The sequence below is a fragment of the Agrobacterium sp. Azo12 genome, from assembly GCF_029193765.2.
Classification (GTDB): domain Bacteria; phylum Pseudomonadota; class Alphaproteobacteria; order Rhizobiales; family Rhizobiaceae; genus Agrobacterium.
On record NZ_JARFYO020000001.1, the window covers coordinates 3,075,737 to 3,094,242 of the forward strand.

The 18,506-nt window shown below is 54.8% G+C and carries 18 protein-coding genes; 3 read left to right on the forward strand and 15 right to left on the reverse strand.

The window, feature by feature from the left end; translation table 11 throughout:
* Nucleotides 1–133: 133 nt before the first annotated feature.
* The 15 genes from ureC to PYL13_RS14710 all read right to left on the reverse strand — a co-directional run bounded on the left by ureC (nt 134) and on the right by PYL13_RS14710 (nt 12,532).
* Nucleotides 134–1,846 (reverse strand): urease subunit alpha, encoded by a 1,713-nt coding sequence (gene ureC / locus PYL13_RS14640; protein ID WP_275641820.1) that lies wholly within the window; start codon nt 1,844–1,846, stop codon nt 134–136.
* A 31-nt stretch (nt 1,847–1,877) separates the two neighbouring features.
* Entirely contained in the window at nt 1,878–2,495 is a 618-nt protein-coding gene (locus PYL13_RS14645) for a Urease operon accessory protein (protein WP_259143376.1), read from the reverse strand.
* A 5-nt stretch (nt 2,496–2,500) separates the two neighbouring features.
* On the reverse strand, nt 2,501–2,911 hold the full coding sequence (locus tag PYL13_RS14650) for a lysozyme inhibitor LprI family protein (RefSeq protein WP_259143375.1): 411 nt from the start codon (nt 2,909–2,911) through the stop codon (nt 2,501–2,503).
* A gap of 8 nt (nt 2,912–2,919) precedes the next feature.
* Complete coding sequence (locus PYL13_RS14655) at nt 2,920–3,276, reverse strand: GFA family protein (protein ID WP_275641821.1); 357 nt, start codon at nt 3,274–3,276, stop codon at nt 2,920–2,922.
* Nucleotide 3,277: 1 nt separating this feature from the next.
* Nucleotides 3,278–3,583, reverse strand: coding sequence for an urease subunit beta (locus tag PYL13_RS14660; protein ID WP_192488243.1), 306 nt, complete (start codon nt 3,581–3,583; stop codon nt 3,278–3,280).
* Nucleotides 3,584–3,606: 23 nt separating this feature from the next.
* Nucleotides 3,607–3,864 (reverse strand): DUF1272 domain-containing protein, encoded by a 258-nt coding sequence (locus PYL13_RS14665; protein WP_250982101.1) that lies wholly within the window; start codon nt 3,862–3,864, stop codon nt 3,607–3,609.
* 20 nt (nt 3,865–3,884) lie between these two features.
* Nucleotides 3,885–4,187 (reverse strand): urease subunit gamma, encoded by a 303-nt coding sequence (locus PYL13_RS14670; RefSeq protein WP_192488241.1) that lies wholly within the window; start codon nt 4,185–4,187, stop codon nt 3,885–3,887.
* 19 nt (nt 4,188–4,206) lie between these two features.
* Nucleotides 4,207–5,046: an urease accessory protein UreD gene (locus PYL13_RS14675; RefSeq protein WP_368077681.1), complete on the reverse strand. Its 840-nt coding sequence runs from the start codon at nt 5,044–5,046 to the stop codon at nt 4,207–4,209.
* Nucleotides 4,965–6,149: an alpha/beta hydrolase family esterase gene (locus PYL13_RS14680; RefSeq protein WP_441296646.1), complete on the reverse strand. Its 1,185-nt coding sequence runs from the start codon at nt 6,147–6,149 to the stop codon at nt 4,965–4,967. Before PYL13_RS14680 ends, PYL13_RS14675 begins: the two co-directional genes overlap by 82 nt.
* Before the next feature lie 241 nt (nt 6,150–6,390).
* Complete coding sequence (urtE, locus tag PYL13_RS14685; protein WP_192488239.1) at nt 6,391–7,086, reverse strand: urea ABC transporter ATP-binding subunit UrtE; 696 nt, start codon at nt 7,084–7,086, stop codon at nt 6,391–6,393.
* Between the two features lies 1 nt (nt 7,087).
* Complete coding sequence (gene urtD / locus PYL13_RS14690; RefSeq protein WP_409515546.1) at nt 7,088–7,849, reverse strand: urea ABC transporter ATP-binding protein UrtD; 762 nt, start codon at nt 7,847–7,849, stop codon at nt 7,088–7,090.
* 5 nt (nt 7,850–7,854) lie between these two features.
* Complete coding sequence (urtC, locus tag PYL13_RS14695; RefSeq protein WP_275641822.1) at nt 7,855–9,033, reverse strand: urea ABC transporter permease subunit UrtC; 1,179 nt, start codon at nt 9,031–9,033, stop codon at nt 7,855–7,857.
* Entirely contained in the window at nt 9,030–10,634 is a 1,605-nt protein-coding gene (gene urtB / locus PYL13_RS14700) for an urea ABC transporter permease subunit UrtB (protein ID WP_275641823.1), read from the reverse strand. Before urtB ends, urtC begins: the two co-directional genes overlap by 4 nt.
* A 185-nt stretch (nt 10,635–10,819) precedes the next feature.
* Nucleotides 10,820–12,109 carry an urea ABC transporter substrate-binding protein gene (gene urtA, locus PYL13_RS14705; protein WP_275641824.1) on the reverse strand — a complete coding sequence of 430 codons (1,290 nt, stop codon included), beginning with the start codon at nt 12,107–12,109 and terminating at the stop codon, nt 10,820–10,822.
* Between the two features lie 222 nt (nt 12,110–12,331).
* Nucleotides 12,332–12,532: a DUF2735 domain-containing protein gene (locus PYL13_RS14710; RefSeq protein ID WP_250982106.1), complete on the reverse strand. Its 201-nt coding sequence runs from the start codon at nt 12,530–12,532 to the stop codon at nt 12,332–12,334.
* Nucleotides 12,533–13,029: 497 nt separating this feature from the next.
* On the opposite strand from PYL13_RS14710, the gene PYL13_RS14715 reads away from it, so the two are divergent.
* The 3 genes from PYL13_RS14715 (at nt 13,030) to PYL13_RS14725 (ending at nt 18,504) form a co-directional block, all read left to right on the forward strand.
* Nucleotides 13,030–14,064 (forward strand): glutamine synthetase beta-grasp domain-containing protein, encoded by a 1,035-nt coding sequence (locus PYL13_RS14715; protein ID WP_192488234.1) that lies wholly within the window; start codon nt 13,030–13,032, stop codon nt 14,062–14,064.
* 125 nt (nt 14,065–14,189) lie between these two features.
* Entirely contained in the window at nt 14,190–17,585 is a 3,396-nt protein-coding gene (locus PYL13_RS14720) for a hybrid sensor histidine kinase/response regulator (protein WP_275641825.1), read from the forward strand.
* A complete protein-coding gene (locus PYL13_RS14725) occupies nt 17,578–18,504 on the forward strand; it encodes a response regulator transcription factor (RefSeq protein ID WP_275641826.1) in 927 nt (308 codons plus the stop codon). The genes PYL13_RS14720 and PYL13_RS14725 overlap by 8 nt, the downstream gene beginning before the upstream one ends.
* The last annotated feature ends 2 nt before the right edge of the window (nt 18,505–18,506 follow it).

Here is an 18,506-nt window from a genome sequence, read left to right on the forward strand (position 1 = left end):
GCGCGACAAAGCTTGGGAACAATGCCCGCCTCTAATTCGTGTTTCGAGATAGCGTAAAACGGCGTTCAATGCAGCAGGAAATATCCCTCTGCACAGCAGCCATGCACAATTACGCGGTTTCTGAGGCGCTTTCTTAAAACAGGAAGTAACGTTGCGCCATAGGCAGAACGGTTGCCGGTTCGCAGGTCAACACTTCCCCATCGGCACGCACTTCGTATGTTTCTGGGTCGACCTCGATATGCGGTGTCAGATCATTGAGGATCATCGATTTCTTCGAGATGCCGCCACGGGTGTTTTTGACCGCAACAAGGTTCTTTGCAACACCCAGACGCTGCGCCAACCCTGCATCGAGAGAGGCCTGCGACACAAAGGTCACCGAAGAATTGGTACGTGCCTTGCCGTAAGCCCCGAACATCGGACGGTAGTGAACCGGTTGCGGTGTCGGAATAGAAGCGTTTGGATCCCCCATCGGCGCTGCAACAATCATTCCGCCCATCACCACCATATCCGGCTTGATGCCAAAGAAAGCAGGGTTCCAGATCACCAGATCCGCACGTTTGCCAACCGCGATCGAGCCGATTTCATGGCTGACGCCATGTGCGATGGCAGGATTGATGGTGTATTTGGCAACGTAACGACGCACACGGAAATTGTCGTTATTACCCTTTTCTTCCGGCAAACGGCCACGCTGACGTTTCATCTTGTCTGCCGTCTGCCAGGTTCGGATCGCCACTTCACCCACGCGCCCCATCGCCTGACTATCGGACGAGATGATCGAAAACGCACCGATATCGTGCAGGATGTCTTCTGCAGCGATTGTCTCCTTGCGAATGCGGCTTTCCGCAAAGGCAATATCCTCGGGGATGGATGGCGACAGATGGTGGCAGACCATCAACATATCCAGATGCTCGGCCAGGGTATTGACCGTATAGGGCCGCGTCGGATTGGTAGACGACGGAATAACGTTCATCTGACCGCAAATCTTGATGATGTCAGGCGCGTGACCACCGCCGGCACCTTCGGTGTGAAATGCATGGATGGTGCGGCCCTTGATCGATCCGACCGTGTCTTCGACAAAGCCGCTTTCGTTCAGTGTATCCGTATGGATCATCACCTGAACGTCATATTCATCCGCAACTGACAGGCAGCAATCGATAGCGCCGGGTGTTGTGCCCCAATCTTCATGCAGCTTGAGCGATGTGGCGCCACCAAGCACCATTTCTTCGAGTGCGCCGGGCAGCGAGGCATTACCCTTGCCGGCAAAGGCAAGGTTCATCGGGAAGGCATCTGCGGCCTCGATCATGCGGGCAATGTGCCATGGCCCCGGCGTGCAGGTCGTCGCCAGCGTGCCATGGGCCGGGCCTGTGCCGCCACCCAACATGCAGGTTATGCCACTCATTAGCGCTTCTTCGATCTGCTGCGGGCAAATGAAGTGAATATGGCTGTCCATACCGCCAGCGGTAACAATCTTGCCCTCACCGGCAATCGCTTCCGTGCCCGGTCCAACAATGATGTTAACGCCCGGCTGCGTGTCCGGGTTACCGGCTTTGCCGATGGCAACAATACGCCCGTCTTTGAGGCCGATATCGGCCTTGATGATACCCGAGTGGTCAACAATGACAGCATTGGTGATAACCGTATCAACCGCACCATTGGCGCGCGTCACCTGGCTTTGCCCCATACCGTCACGAATAACCTTGCCGCCACCAAACTTGACCTCTTCACCATAGGTGGTGTGGTCTTTTTCGATTTCGATAAACAGTTCGGTATCCGCCAGACGCACCTTGTCGCCCACCGTTGGGCCAAACATGCTGGCATAGGCTGCACGGGAAATTTTATAAGCCATTAGATCATGCTCCCTGAAAAGCGGAGAAAAGCTATTCTATTGAAATTCTTACAAGTTTACCTTCGCTTGCGAAGGTATCGACCAATTGTTTTTCAGCCTGAAACGGATGCCCTGCCCACCCCTGATGGCCAAAGCCGGTAATAAAAACCTGGGCCTGATCTTTAGCCGCCATGTCCAGCACCTGGAAAATGGCAATCAAACCACTGCTCGGGCAAATATAGGGTTCTGGCGAATATGCGGCCAGAAATCCGTCCGCACGCTCATGGATGTCACGCGAAATGATCTGGTGCTGTTTGCCGTTGTCTGAAGCGATCACAGCAAAGGCATCACTATAGTCGTCACAGAAATCATCCAGCTCCGGATTGGAAACCTTCAAACCGGAACGCATGTCCAGAAATTTAGCGGGATCGCGTACCGACCAGATGGTTGACGCCGCCTGGACCGGCTGTAGTGAGCGCCATTGCGGCTCTTCACTCATCGACTTTCCCGGCCGTCCGGTATTACACACGGCAACGATATCAGTTTTGACGCCACCTCGACCGAACGAACGGCAATCGTTGAAACGGATCACCAGATCCGCAACATCAATCAGTGCATTTGCACCGTCAGGTATGTCGCCATTGCCGACAACCACGATTTTTTGCCCCATCGCGGTTAAAATCCTTCCGAGAGGGAACGTAATTCTTCCGTCCGCTTACGGCTCATATCGGCAAGACATGACGACACCAGCAACGGTTCCATGGAGCCGCCGCGCGCCTGAAAGCCAACCGCTTCGCAATTGGCATCACGGTATGCAATCCATGCTCGCTGCGCTGCCAACAATGCCTTGACCGCACCTGCACCATCTTCACCCGCAGAACTGTCTCGCTCCGCCAGAACCTTACGCACGCTCTGATATTGCGTGTTTAGTTCCGCGTCCGCTGTCTCGTAATCTCGCGACGCGCAGATGTTCATCTCTGCCTGCGTCATCGGCGAATCACAGTCGATGTCAGGTTCACTCTGCGCTAACGCCGCTGTTGCGGAAGCAGCACTGATGATAAGTGCTGCTATTCCGTTATAAATCATCCGTCCTGTCATCGTGACGCGCCGTCATAGGCTTTGGGCGACAGCGCCCTGGCATCCACGCCGTCGAGGCAATTGGCGTTGACGGCGACCATCGGCGTACCATCAGGTGCATCGGCATAAGCAAAGCTTTCAATGCCGCAGGTTGCGCAGAACAGGTGATTGATCTTGTGCTTGTTGAACAGATATTCGTTGAGGCTCTTTTCGCCCGAGACCAGTTTAAAATGATCCTTTGGCACAAATGTCAGTACCGATCCCAGCCGTTTACAGCGGGAGCAGTTACACACCACCGTCTGATCGAGATCGGCATCTGCCTCAAAACTGACTGCGCCGCACTGGCAACTTCCGTGATAATGTTGCGTTGCCATATCAAAGCCTCCCCATGACCTGCTGACGAAAACCATAGACCTCACGTTTGCCGGAAAGCGGCACCAGCGTCACTTCACGGGTCTGCCCCGGCTCAAAGCGCACGGCCGTTCCTGCCGGAATATCAAGGCGCATGCCAAAGGCGCGGTCTCGCTCGAAGGCAAGTCCGGCATTGGTTTCTGCGAAGTGATAGTGGCTGCCAACCTGTACCGGACGATCACCGGTGTTGGAAACCTTGAGAGTAATCGTCTCCAGACCCGCATTGAGTTCGATGGAGCCTTCGGCTGATATAATTTCCCCTGGGATCATTTGATCCTCCTTATATTTTCGGCCTATGCACTTGTTAGAGAACTACAGCCTTCCGCCTTGAGTACGCGAACCGTGGAGGGCGGATTGTTCACCAGCTTTCCAGCCGGTCTTACCGGTCTGCGCACGAGTTCGCCGCCGCAATTCGGGCATTTTCCTCCAAGAGTGCCTTCAGCGCAATCGCTGCAATAGGTGCATTCGAAAGAGCAGATCACAGCCTCAAGGCTTGCCGGAGGCAAGTCCTTGTCGCAGCACTCACAATTGGGTCTCAGTTCCAGCGTCATGGTGTTCCCCTTGATAAGCGTCAGCGGATTGGTTCGTGAACCGTCACCAGCTTTGTGCCATCGGGAAAGGTCGCTTCCACCTGAACGTCATGGATCATTTCGGCAATGCCTTCCATGACCTGGGCACGGGTAATGACATGCGCGCCAGCTTCCATGAGCTCGGCAACAGCGCGACCGTCGCGCGCGCCTTCCACGACAAAATCCGTGATGAGCGCGATTGCTTCAGGATAGTTCAGCTTCACACCGCGCTCCAGACGACGGCGTGCAACCATGGCCGCCATGGAAATAAGCAGCTTGTCTTTCTCTCTCGGGCTAAGGTTCATTATCGTCCCACTCTTGTTCTTATAGATTCCAGACTTTCGGCACTGGCGCGCCATTACGCAAGTGCGAAATGACCGGCACCAGTATTTTTCTCAACGCAAATCCGTCTTCCGCGGCAACACGCACCACAAGCTTGCCTTGCCACTCGCTTGCCCCACCATGATCGCCCAACGCTTCGCGCACTTTCGGCAACATCGCCTCTGCCAGAGGCCCGATATACAACAGCGTAGCAAAGGCCACCTGCCTGTTCAGTACGGATGCCGATCCTGCCAGTTCCTCAATCTCGCCATCCAGCAACAGTTCTTCGGCATGGATGAGTTTGCCGCCATGGCGAATGCGCCAACGGTCACGAAACAGCCCGCCACGCATCATTTCACCCATGGCCTTGCGGCCTAGCAAAACAGCTTCGACGGCCAGAAACTCTGCGGAGGGATCAATATCTGCCTCCAACCTGCGGCTGAGGGAGGCATTGTCGAAAAGAATGGTTTCCTGTGGCAGCCAGTGCAACACAGAACCAGCTTCAGCCGTAACCCTTGCAATGACGGCAGCAGTACCAAACGACGCTTTGTAGATTTTTTCGCAGGCCTGCGTGGTGACAGTCAGTCGGGAGCCAGCACCTGCAACGGCGCTCCACTCGAGTTCATCGCCACCGGTCAACCCACCGGAGGAATTGATGAGAATGGCTTCCATCTCATTGGAAAACGTATCAGGAAGGCGGATCTTGGCGCAGCCTTCCTGAAACAATGTTTCTAGCCGGGTCTTGCCCTGCGGCGCCTTGGTTACAAGGCGTCCTCTACCACGCGCTCTTTGCTGACGGCTTTGATGGCGGGTATGTTCCCCGAGTTGCTGGTCTGAATGCACGTCGTCTCCGAAGTTTTCGCCGAAGCCGAAGCTGGCACTGCCTGCAAGACGCAATCGCTTTTCTTGACCGCAGCATCAACCACCAGCTGGCCTTCTGTGTTCTGGAAGAAATCCCACATCGTGTCAGCCGCATCAACCTGTCGCGACACCTCAGCCACAGCTTTGCGCTTGCCGTCGGCAGAGGCTTGAATAACCTCGGCTTTTACCGGGCTGCGAGGCCATGCATGGTCCCAACCGTCAATCACGTAAGAATAGACACGTGAACCGGATTTGCAGACATCATAGGTATTGAATGTCACACGACCGGCAGTACGGCTTTTGACGGCGCCCTTGCAGCCGTCCAATTCCGCCCAACGCTTCAGCGCGGTTTCACCGCTATAACGCCAATAGGCTTTACCACCACCTTGATAAGGGTTGGCAGGATCCTTGGTACCGGCAAAGGCAATAATGGAGATAGGACGTGCTGGTGTGCAGGTCGCACCGTCAGGCATCCATGAACCATCTTTTTCGACCGGATAACCGGCACGAAGCGACGCGACAAAACCGGCTGCCGCAAAGTCCTCGTTACCGTTGCACAGATATTGCGACAGCATGCGGCCACCACCGGAATAACCGGAGGCATAGATGCGCTGTTCATCGACACACAGTTTTTCCGAAACGGTCTTGATCGCCGCGCGGATGTAGCTGACCTCATCCAACCCGCCTTCGCGGGTGGTCACACCCGGGACATTCCAGGCATTCGTTCCTGTCATTTCGCCGGACAGACTGCCCTGCAGCGCAACTGTGATAAAGCCGTCACGCTCCGCGACCCTGTCCCAACCACTGCGGTTCATCTGGCCAATGGCATTGCTGTTGCTGCCATGAAAATCAAACACCACAGGCAATTTTTTCTGTCCGTCATACGATGATGGAACAAAATAAACGGCAGAGCGTTGATCACTACCGGACACCACGGAAAACTGGTGACGGCCCGGCTCGACAGGTTGACCGCACATCGATGCAGATGCGGCGGCACTCATGGCTGTAAGCGCGAAAAAGCTTGCGGTGATGGTTCGAAGGGGCAAAACAAACCGGACGATCCGGCCAGCATTATCAAGTTTCATCGGCACGCCTTTATTGGCACAAGTTCCCAACCATACGGCAGAGACACGTGGAATGTAAAGGATCGACGGAAGCCGCATGCTTTAAGGCTCTTCATGTGTCCTGCATGCGTCAATCTTGCGCCAAATACCACAACTCATTATTCGATGAAATGCTAAAACAATGCATAAATGCTATGCAACAACGCATAGGACTTCACTTTATTATAGCGGCTTTACATGTCCGTGAACGAAAACAGGTTGATTACACTGTCAAATGGCGACGCGCCTCCTGGCTATCCAGCGTTTCAGCCGCCCCTTGATGAACGATCTCACCGCGATCCATGATGTAGACATAGTCTGCAAGCTCACGGCAGAAATCCAGATATTGCTCCACCAGCAGAATAGCCATTCCGGTGGAATCTCGCAGATATTTGATCGCCCGCCCGATATCCTTGATGATTGATGGCTGAATGCCCTCAGTCGGCTCATCCAGCACCAGAATTTTCGGCCGCGTTACCAATGCACGGCCAATTGCCAACTGCTGCTGCTGCCCACCGGACAAATCACCGCCACGGCGCGACAGCATGGATTGCAGCACCGGAAACAAGCTGAAAATATCATCCGGAATAAAACGATCCTTGCGTGGCAGCGGCGCATAACCGCTTTCCAGATTTTCCTGCACACTCAACAACGGAAAGATTTCACGTCCCTGCGGCACATAACCAACCCCACGCTTGGCGCGCTGATAAGGGGCGAGGCCGTTGAGGCTTTCACCACCAAAGCTTATGGTGCCGGCACTTAAAGGATGCTGACCGGTAACGGCCCGCAACAGCGAGCTTTTACCAACACCATTACGTCCGAGAACACAGGTAATCTTGCCCATCTCCGCATTCAGCGAAATGCCACGCAAGGCCTGCGCTGCGCCGTAGTGAAGATTGATGTTGTTAACGCTCAGCATGTCATCGCCCCAGATAATTCTCGATCACCTTCGGATCGCTAGACACAAAATCGATGGATCCCTCCGCCAGCACCGAACCTTCGGCAAGGCAGGTCACCTTCACACCCAGTTCACGGATAAAGCCCATGTCATGTTCCACCACCACCACGGAACGTGTCTTGGCGATTTCCTTTAACAGCACAGCCGTTTCGGCTGTTTCGGCATCCGTCATGCCAGCCACCGGTTCGTCGACCAGAAGAAGTTTCGGTTCCTGGGCCAGCAACATGCCGATCTCCAGCCACTGCTTCTGGCCGTGCGAAAGGTTGGCTGCCAGATCATTTCGACGATGACCAAGACGCACAGTGCCAAGAATTTCCTCAATGCGGGCCTTGTCTTCTTCGGTCAGCCGGTAAAAAAGCGTGGCGAAAACCCCGCGCTTGCGGTTCAGCGCCAGTTCCAGATTGTCCCAAACCGTGTGGCTTTCAAATACGGTCGGTTTCTGGAATTTGCGACCGATGCCAAGCTGGGCAATGTCCGCCTCATCTTTTTTGGTGAGGTCGACGCTATCCTCGAACAGCACCTTGCCGGTGTCAGGTCGCGTCTTGCCAGTGATGATATCCATCATCGTCGTTTTACCGGCACCGTTAGGGCCGATGATGGCACGAAGTTCCCCCGGCTCCACGACGAAGGACAGGGAGTTCAGCGCCTTGAAACCGTCAAACGACACCGACACACCATCAAGATAAAGCAAGCTTTTCGATCTGTTTTCAGCAATCATATTCATGGATATCACTCCGCCGCCTGCTGCGCAGGTGTTGCCGTGTTCACCTCAACCGCAGCTGCCTTTTTGGTGTTTGCCAAGGCATTACGCCTGTCCCGGCGGTTGCCTATGACCTGCTGGATGGTGCCAACAATGCCCTTGGGGAAAAACAGCGTGACGGCAATAAAAAGCCCGCCCAATGCAAACAGCCACAATTCAGGGAAAGCACCGGTGAAATAGCTTTTACCGCCATTGACCAGCACGGCACCGATAATCGGACCAATCAGGGTGCCGCGACCGCCGACCGCCGTCCACACCACCACTTCAATCGAGTTGGCAGGCGAGAACTCACCGGGGTTGATGATACCGACCTGCGGCACGAACAATGCACCGGCAATGCCTGCCATCATGGCTGAGACAACAAAGGTGAAAAGCTTGATGTTTTCGACCCGGAAGCCAAGGAAACGCACGCGGCTTTCGGCATCGCGCACCCCAACCAGCACCTTGCCGAATTTGGAATTGACGATAGCCGAGGCGATCAAAAGGCTGAGCGCCAACATCACTGCGGTCATGGCAAACAGAACGGCACGTGTGCCATCGGCCTGCACGGAGAAACCGAGAATATCCTTGAAATCCGTCAGGCCATTATTTCCGCCAAACCCCATATCATTTCGGAAAAAGGCCAGCAGCAGCGCGTAGGTCATCGCCTGGGTGATGATCGATAGATAAACGCCGTTGACGCGGGAGCGAAAGGCAAACCAGCCGAACACGAAGGCCAGAACACCCGGCACTACCAGCACCATCAGCATGGCAAACCAGAACATGTCAAAGCCCTGCCAGAACCACGGCAATTCTTTCCAGTTCAGGAACACCATGAAGTCAGGCAAAACGGGGTGACCGTAGACACCCCGAGTGCCGATCTGGCGCATCAGGTACATGCCCATGGCATAACCACCCAGCGCAAAGAACGCAGCATGCCCCAGCGAAAGAATGCCGCAGTAACCCCACACAAGGTCAAGAGCCAATGCCAGCAAGGCATAGGCCAGATATTTGCCGAGCATCGACATGATATAGGTCGGCACATGCAGCGGGTTATCGGCAGGCAGCAAAAGGTTTGATGCCGGGATGAGCAGGGCAACCGCCAGAAGAATGGCAAGAGCAATGGTGATGTGGCGATCAAGCGCCCGAAGAAGGAAGCCGGTAATCATGCTTCGATGGCCCTTCCCTTGAGTGCGAAGAGACCACGCGGCCGCTTCTGAATGAACAGGATTATGAGCACGAGTACGAGGATTTTGCCGAGAACAGCGCCGACCGTCGGCTCCAGGAACTTGTTGAGCACGCCAAGCGACAGCGCCCCGACAAGCGTTCCCCACAGGTTACCCACACCGCCAAACACCACCACCATGAAACTATCGATGATGTAGCTCTGGCCAAGGTTGGGTGACACGTTGTCGATCTGTGAAAGGGCGACGCCAGCAAGTCCAGCCACACCAGATCCGAGCGCAAAGGTAAAGGCATCAACCCAGGGCGTTCTGATACCCATTGATGAAGCCATGCGGCGGTTCTGGGTGACTGCTCGCATTTGCAGACCGAAGGATGACCGTTTCAAAAGCAGAAGCAGCGCAAAGAAAACCGTGAAAGAAAAGGCAACGATCCATACGCGATTCCAGGTAAAGTTCAGATAACCGACACTGAACGAACCGGACATCCAGCTCGGATTGCCAACCTCACGGTTGGTCGGCCCAAAAATCGTCCGAACCGCCTGTTGCAGCACAAGCGAAATACCCCATGTGGCAAGCAGGGTTTCAAGTGGACGGCCATACAGGAAGCGGATGACACTCCGCTCCATGACCAGTCCGACAAAGCCAGTCACCAGAAAAGCCACTGGCAGTGCAATGGCCAGAGACCAGTCAAACAAACCAGGGTAATTGCTGCGGATAACCTCCTGCACCATGAAGGTGGAATAGGCACCAATCATCACCATTTCGCCATGCGCCATGTTGATGATGCCCATCACACCGAAGGTGATGGCAAGGCCAATGGCGGCCAGCAGCAGCACGGAACCAAGCGACAGGCCGTACCAGACATTTTGCACGCCGTCCCAGACAGCAAGCGAGCTTTCAATGTTTGAAATCGCGCTATCGATATCAGCCTTCAGGCTGGTATCGACAGAAGATGAGGCTGCCATCAGAATGCTGATCGCATCGCGCCCGCCAATCTTGCTGATGGTTTCAATTGCCGCTTTTTTCTCGTCCACCGAACGGTCTGACGACAAAAGGGATACAGCCCGCGCCTCTTCCATGCGGCCACGCACTTCTGCGTCCGTTTCCTTGGCAAGAGCAGCATCCAGCAAATCGAGATTTTCGGCACTGGGTGCCTTGAGCACCGCATCTGCCGCGGACAGGCGAACAGATTTTTCCGGGCTCAACAGTGTCAAACCGCCCAAAGCGGAACGGATAACCCGGCGCAGATTGTTGTTGACCTTGATCTTCGTCACAGCCGCTTTTGGCACTTCTCCAGCCGCCTCACCCGACATCGGGTCGATCAGCGCAAAACTGGAGCCTGCAGCCGTTGCCATGAAAACCAGATTATCGGCTTTACGCACATAGAGGTCGCCGGATGCAAATGCTTCAAGAGCAGGAACGACACGTGGATCCCCCGTCGCTGCAATCTGCCCGATCAGGACCTCTGCCTGCTTGAAGTCAGCTGTGCCAAGCGCATCGAACAGCGCCTTTGGATCACTTTGCGCCATTGAAGTTGACACCAGACTGAACAGCAGGCCGATCACGGCCAATAGACGAAATATCATAGTCCCAAGTCCCCCTTGGAAGCCTGCACATCAGTTGCGAAAACTGGCAGACGAATTCTGGAGTGAAGGAGCTTTCCTTCATGCCTCAGGGGCTTTCCCCTTAGACGTCATCAGCGGGCCTCACCCGGCTTAGGCGCTTGGTGCCGACCAACTTCACGTTGATCGGCATCCGCATTTTTCGTTTATCAGCTGCCTTTGCCGCCGCACTTGCCCGAGGCCACGTTGAAGTTGCCGCACTCCATTGGCTTGCGCCAATCCGAGATCAGGTCCTTGCTGTCCGGCAGGTAATCGGACCACTCGTCGCCAACCACCTGTGGGGTCTGCTGAACGATATCGAACTGGCCATCGGCCTGGATTTCGCCAATCAGCACCGGCTTGGTGATGTGGTGGTTCGGCATGACGGTGGAATAACCGCCGGAGAGGTTTGGAACCGATACACCAATGATCGAGTCGAGAACGGCATCCGTCTCGGTCGTGCCAGCGGCCTCAACAGCCTTTACCCATGCACTGAAGCCGATATAGGCCGCTTCCATCGGGTCGTTGGTGACGCGCTTGTCATTTTTGGTAAAGGCGTGCCAGGTCTTGATGAACTCTGCATTGACTTCGGAATCGACGGACTGGAAGTAGTTCCAGGCTGCAAGGTGGCCAACCAGTGGTCCGGTGTCGAGACCGGCCAACTCTTCTTCACCAACCGAGAAGGCAACGACCGGAATGTCTTCAGCCTTGACGCCCTGGTTTGCCAGTTCCTTGTAGAACGGTACGTTGGCATCGCCATTGATGGTGGAAACAACGGCGGTCTTTTTGCCAGCCGAACCGAACTTCTTGATGTCGGAAACGATGGTCTGCCAGTCGGAGTGACCAAATGGCGTGTAGTTGACCATGATGTCTTCAGACTTCACGCCCTTGGATTCAAGATAGGCCTTGAGGATCTTGTTGGTGGTCTGCGGATAGACATAGTCAGTACCGGCCAGAACCCAACGCTCAACGCCTTCGGAGCTGGCGAGATAATCAACGGCTGGAATAGCCTGTTGGTTTGGAGCGGCACCGGTATAGAAAATGTTACGCGAGGATTCTTCACCCTCATACTGAACCGGGTAGAACAGGATGGAGTTCAGCTCTTCAAACACCGGCAAAACGGATTTGCGCGAAGAAGAGGTCCAGCAACCGAACACGGCGGCAACCTTGTCCTGGCTGATCAGTTGACGCGCCTTTTCGGCAAACAGCGGCCAGTCAGAGGCCGGATCGACAACAACAGCTTCGAGTTTTTTGCCGAGAACGCCACCCTTCTTGTTCTGCTCTTCAATGAGCATCAACATGGCATCCTTCAGCGTCGTCTCGGAGATCGCCATGGTGCCGGAAAGGGAGTGAAGAACGCCAACCTTGATTGTGTCATCGGCAGCAAAAGCGCCGTGGAAGGCGGTGGTGGACAGGATTGCGCCCAGCAGCGCGCCTGTAACCTTTGTTCTGAATGTCATCTGATCGGACCCCTCTTATGGTTTGCCTTAAAAGGCACCAGCAGACTTTTTGACTGCCGCCGTGGGGAACTATCAAACGCACATCCGCAAAACCGTATACGTCAATTGACGTATGCAGGGTGGCGAAACAGGAAGGCAGAAAACTCAGCCATCAAGAAGGCCGCAAGAAGCGGCGCGGAAGGTCGGAGCACTATTCGTTTACAAAGAACCTAGTGGTGGAACTTAGTTCTGCGGTTTTGGATCTGTAGACGTCTCAAGGATGGCTTCCTGGTGATACCAGCTGTCGAAGTCGACCTGAGGTAAGGGTGCGGCATGAGGTTCAGGGTGCACAGACGCGTCCTTGCGGAAGCGGTTGTAGCCTGCACGACCACCAACGGGAAACTGATAAATTCTGGCACTTTCCATTTGCGGTTCATTTCTCATGATATTCTCTCTTCGTTAAAAACACCTCAGCATCTTGCTTCACCCTAATATAGCGCATCAGGATCGAAATTTCACCGTATCGATTAAAAAAAAATCAAAAAGATTAAAAAGTAGGCATTCAAAAAATCAAAGACGTGAAAGAGTAGTCTTTATGCAGCTAGCGACCTAAAATCGGTCATTCCTGGCGCAAAAAGCGCCTCTATCGGCAAATTTCCAGTCCGAAGCGTCATCATAGCGCCCTTCCCTTTATAAAAACTTCATATTTGCAGGGAATTACGATTTGTCGCTTCGGTTAAACGAACAGCTTAAACAGTCGTTCCACCGCACACGAATCCACTCTCCCAAAAGAATTTTGCAGCCGTTCCGCCATCCAAATTCAAACTGGCACGCCGCGTGCTTGTATATAGGCAGCCCTTGAAAGCGAAAGCGGTTTCCCTGCGGCCTGAACAGGTCAGGGGATATCAAGGCTTCGCATTATTACCTATGAGAGGTTCGCAATGACTAAGTTTAAACTCGAGTACATCTGGCTCGATGGTTACAAGCCGGTAGCAAACCTGCGTGGCAAAACGCAGGTCAAGGAATTCGACGAATTCCCGACACTCGAGCAGCTTCCGCTTTGGGGCTTTGACGGCTCCTCCACCCAGCAGGCCGAAGGCCACAGCTCGGATTGCGTTCTGAAGCCAGTTGCCATTTATCCTGATCCAGCCCGTACCAACGGCGCGCTCGTCATGTGCGAAGTCATGATGCCAGATGGCGTTACGCCACACGCATCCAACAGCCGCGCGACCATCCTCGACGACGAAGATGCATGGTTCGGCTTCGAGCAGGAATATTTCTTCTACGAAGACGGCCGCCCGCTCGGCTTCCCTGAGCAGGGCTACCCAGCTCCGCAGGGCCCATACTACACAGGCGTTGGCTACAAGAATGTCGGCTCCATCGCCCGCGAAATCGTTGAAGAGCACCTCGACCTCTGCCTCGAAGCAGGCATCAACCACGAAGGCATCAACGCCGAAGTGGCCAAGGGTCAGTGGGAATTCCAGGTCTTCGGCAAGGGCTCCAAGAAGGCCGCTGACCAGATCTGGATCGCTCGTTACCTGCTTCTGCGCCTTTGCGAAAAGTACGGCATCGACGTTGAATTCCATTGCAAGCCGCTCGGCGACACCGACTGGAACGGTTCGGGCATGCACTGCAACTTCTCCACCAAGTTCATGCGCGAAGTTGGCGGCAAGGAATATTTCGAAGCCCTCATGGCTGCGTTCTCCAAGAACTGGCAGGAGCATATCGACGTATACGGCCCAGACAACCACCTGCGTCTGACCGGCAAGCACGAAACAGCGCCATGGAACAAGTTCTCCTACGGTATTGCTGATCGTGGCGCGTCGATCCGCGTTCCACACTCCTTCGTCAACAACGGTTACCGTGGTTACCTGGAAGATCGCCGCCCGAACTCGCAGGGTTGCCCTTACCAGATCGCGTCTGTCGTTTTGAAGACGATCGCAGAAGTACCGACTGCAAAGTCGGCTGCGGCCTAACATAAAATGATGGCGTCGTTCGATCCGGACGACGCCATTTTTGTGTCTGCACAGGCAGGCCGCGTTGCTAAGACGAGCAACGACCACAAACTCTGATAACGGTTTCGGAGGCTATGAAATCCGGCATGGCCGCACGACAACGCATCATTCCCGTCAGACGTGAATATAACCGTTGGGTCGCCAACCAGACGCTGGAAGATTATGCGTTGCGCTTTACCGCAAAAAGCGCCCGGCAGTTTTCATCAAACCGAATTTCCCATACCGCCATTGGCGCCATCTCCTTCCTAGCTCTCGAAGCTATCGGCGGTGCGATCACCCTGTCCTATGGCACGACCAACGCGTTTTTTGCCACTATAGTCGCGGCTGTCGCCATGTTGGCCGTCGGCCTGCCGATCAGCCGTTACGCCATCCGCCACGGCGTCGATATTGACCTTCTGACCCGCGGTGCAAGCTTTGGCTACATCGGCTCGACGATAACCTCGCTGATCTATGCCGCCTTCACCTTCATGCTGTTTGCCATCGAGGCATCCATCATGTCCGGTGCGCTGGAACTGGCACTCGGCATTCCATTATGGATCGGCTATATCATTTCGGCCGTCATGGTCATACCGCTCGTGACCCACGGTGTGCGGTTGATCAGCAAGTTCCAGATCATGACCCAGCCATTCTGGATCATCCTGAACATATTGCCGTTTATCTTCATTGCCTTTCTGGACTGGGACAAATTCGATCTTTGGCTGGCCTTTTCCGGCATCCACCACACACCTGCACCAGTTGGAGAGTTTGCGCGGTTTAATCTCGTTGAATTTGGTGCCGCCTCAGCCGTCATTCTGGCATTGATGTCCCAGATCGGCGAACAGGTCGACTTTTTGCGCTTCCTGCCTGCCGAGGGCCAAAGCAAATTGCGCCATCGCATCGCTGTTTTTCTGGCAGGTGCCGGCTGGGTCGTGGTGGGCGTGCCAAAACTGCTGGCAGGCTCCTTCCTTGTCGTTCTGACCCTGTCGTCAGGCGTGCCGGTCGACAAGGCCGCCGACCCCTCGCAAATGTACCTCACCGCCTTTGGCTACATGATCCCGAACGAAAATGCTGCCATGCTGTTGATGGTAGCTTTCGTGGTGGTGTCGCAGCTCAAGATCAATGTCATGAATGCCTATGCGGGATCGCTGGCATGGTCGAATTTCTTCTCCCGCCTCACGCATAGCCATCCCGGTCGCGTTGTGTGGCTGGTGTTTAACGTTGCCATCGCCCTGCTTCTGATGGAACTCGGCATTTACAAATTGCTGGAAGAAACGCTCGGCATCTTTTCCATTGTTGCAATGGCGTGGCTATGCACGATCTCGGCCGACTTGTTCGTTAACAAGCCACTTGGCCTTGCCCCACCCGGTATCGAGTTCAAGCGCGCACACCTCTACGACATCAACCCGGTTGGTGTCGGCAGTATGATGCTGTCAGCAACCATTGCACTTGCCGCCCATTTTGGCCTGTTCGGCTCGATGGCCGCTTCACTTGCACCCTACATCACGCTGGTGGTTGCTTTCATCGCCTCCCCGCTAATTGCGTGGGGAACAAAGGGAAAGTTTTATCTCGCTCGTAAGCCGCGCCAGAAATGGCATGAAGAAAGCAGCATTACCTGTTCTATCTGCGAGCACCCATTTGAGCCGGAGGACATGGCGTGGTGCCCTGCCTATGCAGCGCCTATCTGTTCGCTCTGCTGTTCGCTGGATAGCCGTTGTCATGACATGTGCAAACCAAAGGCAAAGCTCAATTATCAGGTAGCGACGGTCGCGAAGTCCTTCCTGCCCAATGAGTTGGTGGCAAAACTTGCCACGCGCCTTGGTCGCTATGGCATGTCAGCAGCATTGGCAATCGCAGTTCTCGGTGGCATTCTGGCGTTGATTGCCCATCAGGTCGCCACAGCCTCACCGGAAACTGCGGATGTCGTGAACCGCACCATCCTCATCGTGTTTTTTGTTTTTGCTGTCATTGCCGGCATCGTCTGCTGGTTTCTGGTCCTTGCCCACGACAGCCGCGTGGTCGCGGAAGAAGAATCATCGCGCCAAAACACGTTGCTGCTTAAGGAAATTGCCGCCCACCGCAAAACAGATGCCGCGCTGCAGACCGCCAAGGAAACCGCCGAGGCGGCAAACCGCGCCAAAAGTCGGTATGTGGTTGGCCTCAGTCATGAACTGCGCACGCCGCTCAATGCCGTGCTGGGTTACGCGCAAATTCTCGAGCGAGACGAAACCATACCCGCACCACGCCAATCTGCCATCAAGGTCATCAAACGTTCCGCCGATCATTTGTCCGGTCTTATCGATGGCCTGCTGGATATTTCCAAGATTGAGGCTGGCCGCCTGCAGGTCTACTCCAACGAAATCAATATCCAGGATTTTCTGGATCAGATCGTCGATATGTTTCGCCCGCAGGCTCAGGCCAAGGGGCTGACATTTCATCACATCAGGGCACAGTCACTGCCGCAATATGTGCGAAACGATGAAAAACGACTGCGTCAAATCCTCGTAAACCTGCTGTCCAATGCCATTAAATTCACCGATGCAGGCACCGTGACCTTTGAAGTCGCCTATCGCAGCCAGGTCGCCACCTTCACGGTGACGGACAGCGGACGCGGTATTTCCCCCAAGGATTTGGCCCGCATCTACGAACCGTTCCAACGCGGTGAAGCGGATAACATCAAACCCATGCCGGGTCTTGGCCTTGGCCTCACCATCACCCAGCTATTGACCAACACGCTTGGCGGCGAGATTTCTGCCACCAGCGAAAAGGATGTAGGTTCGACATTCCGCGTGCGCCTTATGTTGTCGGCCATCAACCGCCCGAGCACGGCGCCGGCCGCTGAAAAGAAAATCGTGTCCTACGCCGGGCCACGTCGCACCATCATGGTGGTGGATGATAATGAGGACCACCGTGATCTGATGCAGGAAGTCCTCTCTCCGCTCGATTTTGTGGTGCTAACTGCCCAGAGTGGTCCGGACTGCCTGACCCTCATCGAAGGGTTAAGGCCGGATGCATTCCTCATCGACATTTCCATGCCCGGCATGAACGGCTGGCAACTGGTCGCCAAGCTGCGCGATGCCGGTCAAACCGCACCTATCATCATGTTGTCAGCCAATATTGGGGACACGGCCATTATTGGCGCAGGTACCGATGGCCATAATGATGCCATTGCCAAACCGGTCGACATTCGCAAGCTCTGTGACCGCCTCGCCGTGCATCTGGGTCTGCACTGGGTGTATGAAAAAGACCTTTCCACGGTCATTGTTTCGACAGCTCCGCCAGCCCCGTTAAAGGCACCGGCTTCTGTTCACCTTCAGGACTTGCTGCGCCTTGGGGAAATTGGCTACATCCGAGGTATCGAAGCCAAGCTGGATGATCTTGACCGCAGCCAAGAAAACCTGCCATTTACCGCACAAGCCCGCAATTTCGTGCGATCCTTCGACTTGACGGGTTACGCGGACTTTATAAAAAAATTTGAAGACAAAAGGACGGGCACGGATGACTGAGCCGATGAACCCGCGCGATATCGTGCTGCTGGTGGATGACAGCCCAGAAGCGTTGGGCTTTCTGACAGAGGCACTTGAGCAATCCGGTTTCTCCGTCCTGATTGCCACTTCCGGTCAAGCCGCCCTCAACATTGTCGAACGCATTACCCCAGATATCATTCTGCTGGACGCGATCATGCCCTCGATGGACGGTTTTGAAACCTGCCGTCGTCTCAAGGCAAATGCCTCGGTCACACAGGTGCCGGTTATCTTCATGACTGGCCTGACGGAGACCGAACATGTGGTGCACGCATTGGGTTCCGGCGGCGTCGACTATCTGACCAAGCCAATCAATATCGACGAATTGCGCGCCCGTATTCGTGTTCACTTGTCCAATGCCCGCTCAGCACAAAGTGCCCGTGTGGCATTGGATGCCGCCGGGCGCCACTTGTTGGCGGTGCGGGCCAATGGTGCAATCCACTGGTCAACACCACAGGCGACACGGCTGATCAACGCAGCGACGGGTAGTGATGCCGGATTGGAAATTGTCTCTGCCGAAATTGCCACCTGGCTTGGCTCTCCCGATCGCGCCCAACATATGCGGGATGCAGCTTTAAGCATTTCCAACAATGGGCAGGCGATCCTGCAGCTTACCTTCTTGGGAGCGATGGGGGCTGACGAATATCTGTTCCGCCTGATGGCAACCAATGACAAACCGGCCGATGCCTTGCTGCGACAACATTTTGGCCTGACGTTGCGGGAATCCGAAGTGTTATTGTGGATTGCCAAGGGTAAATCCAATCGCGACATCGGCGATATTCTTGGCCTTTCTGCCCGCACGGTGAACAAACATCTGGAGCAGATTTATGTGAAGCTTGGCGTTGAAAACCGCGCATCTGCTGCTGTGAAAGCAACGCAGGTCATCCATAACAACGGCTGAGC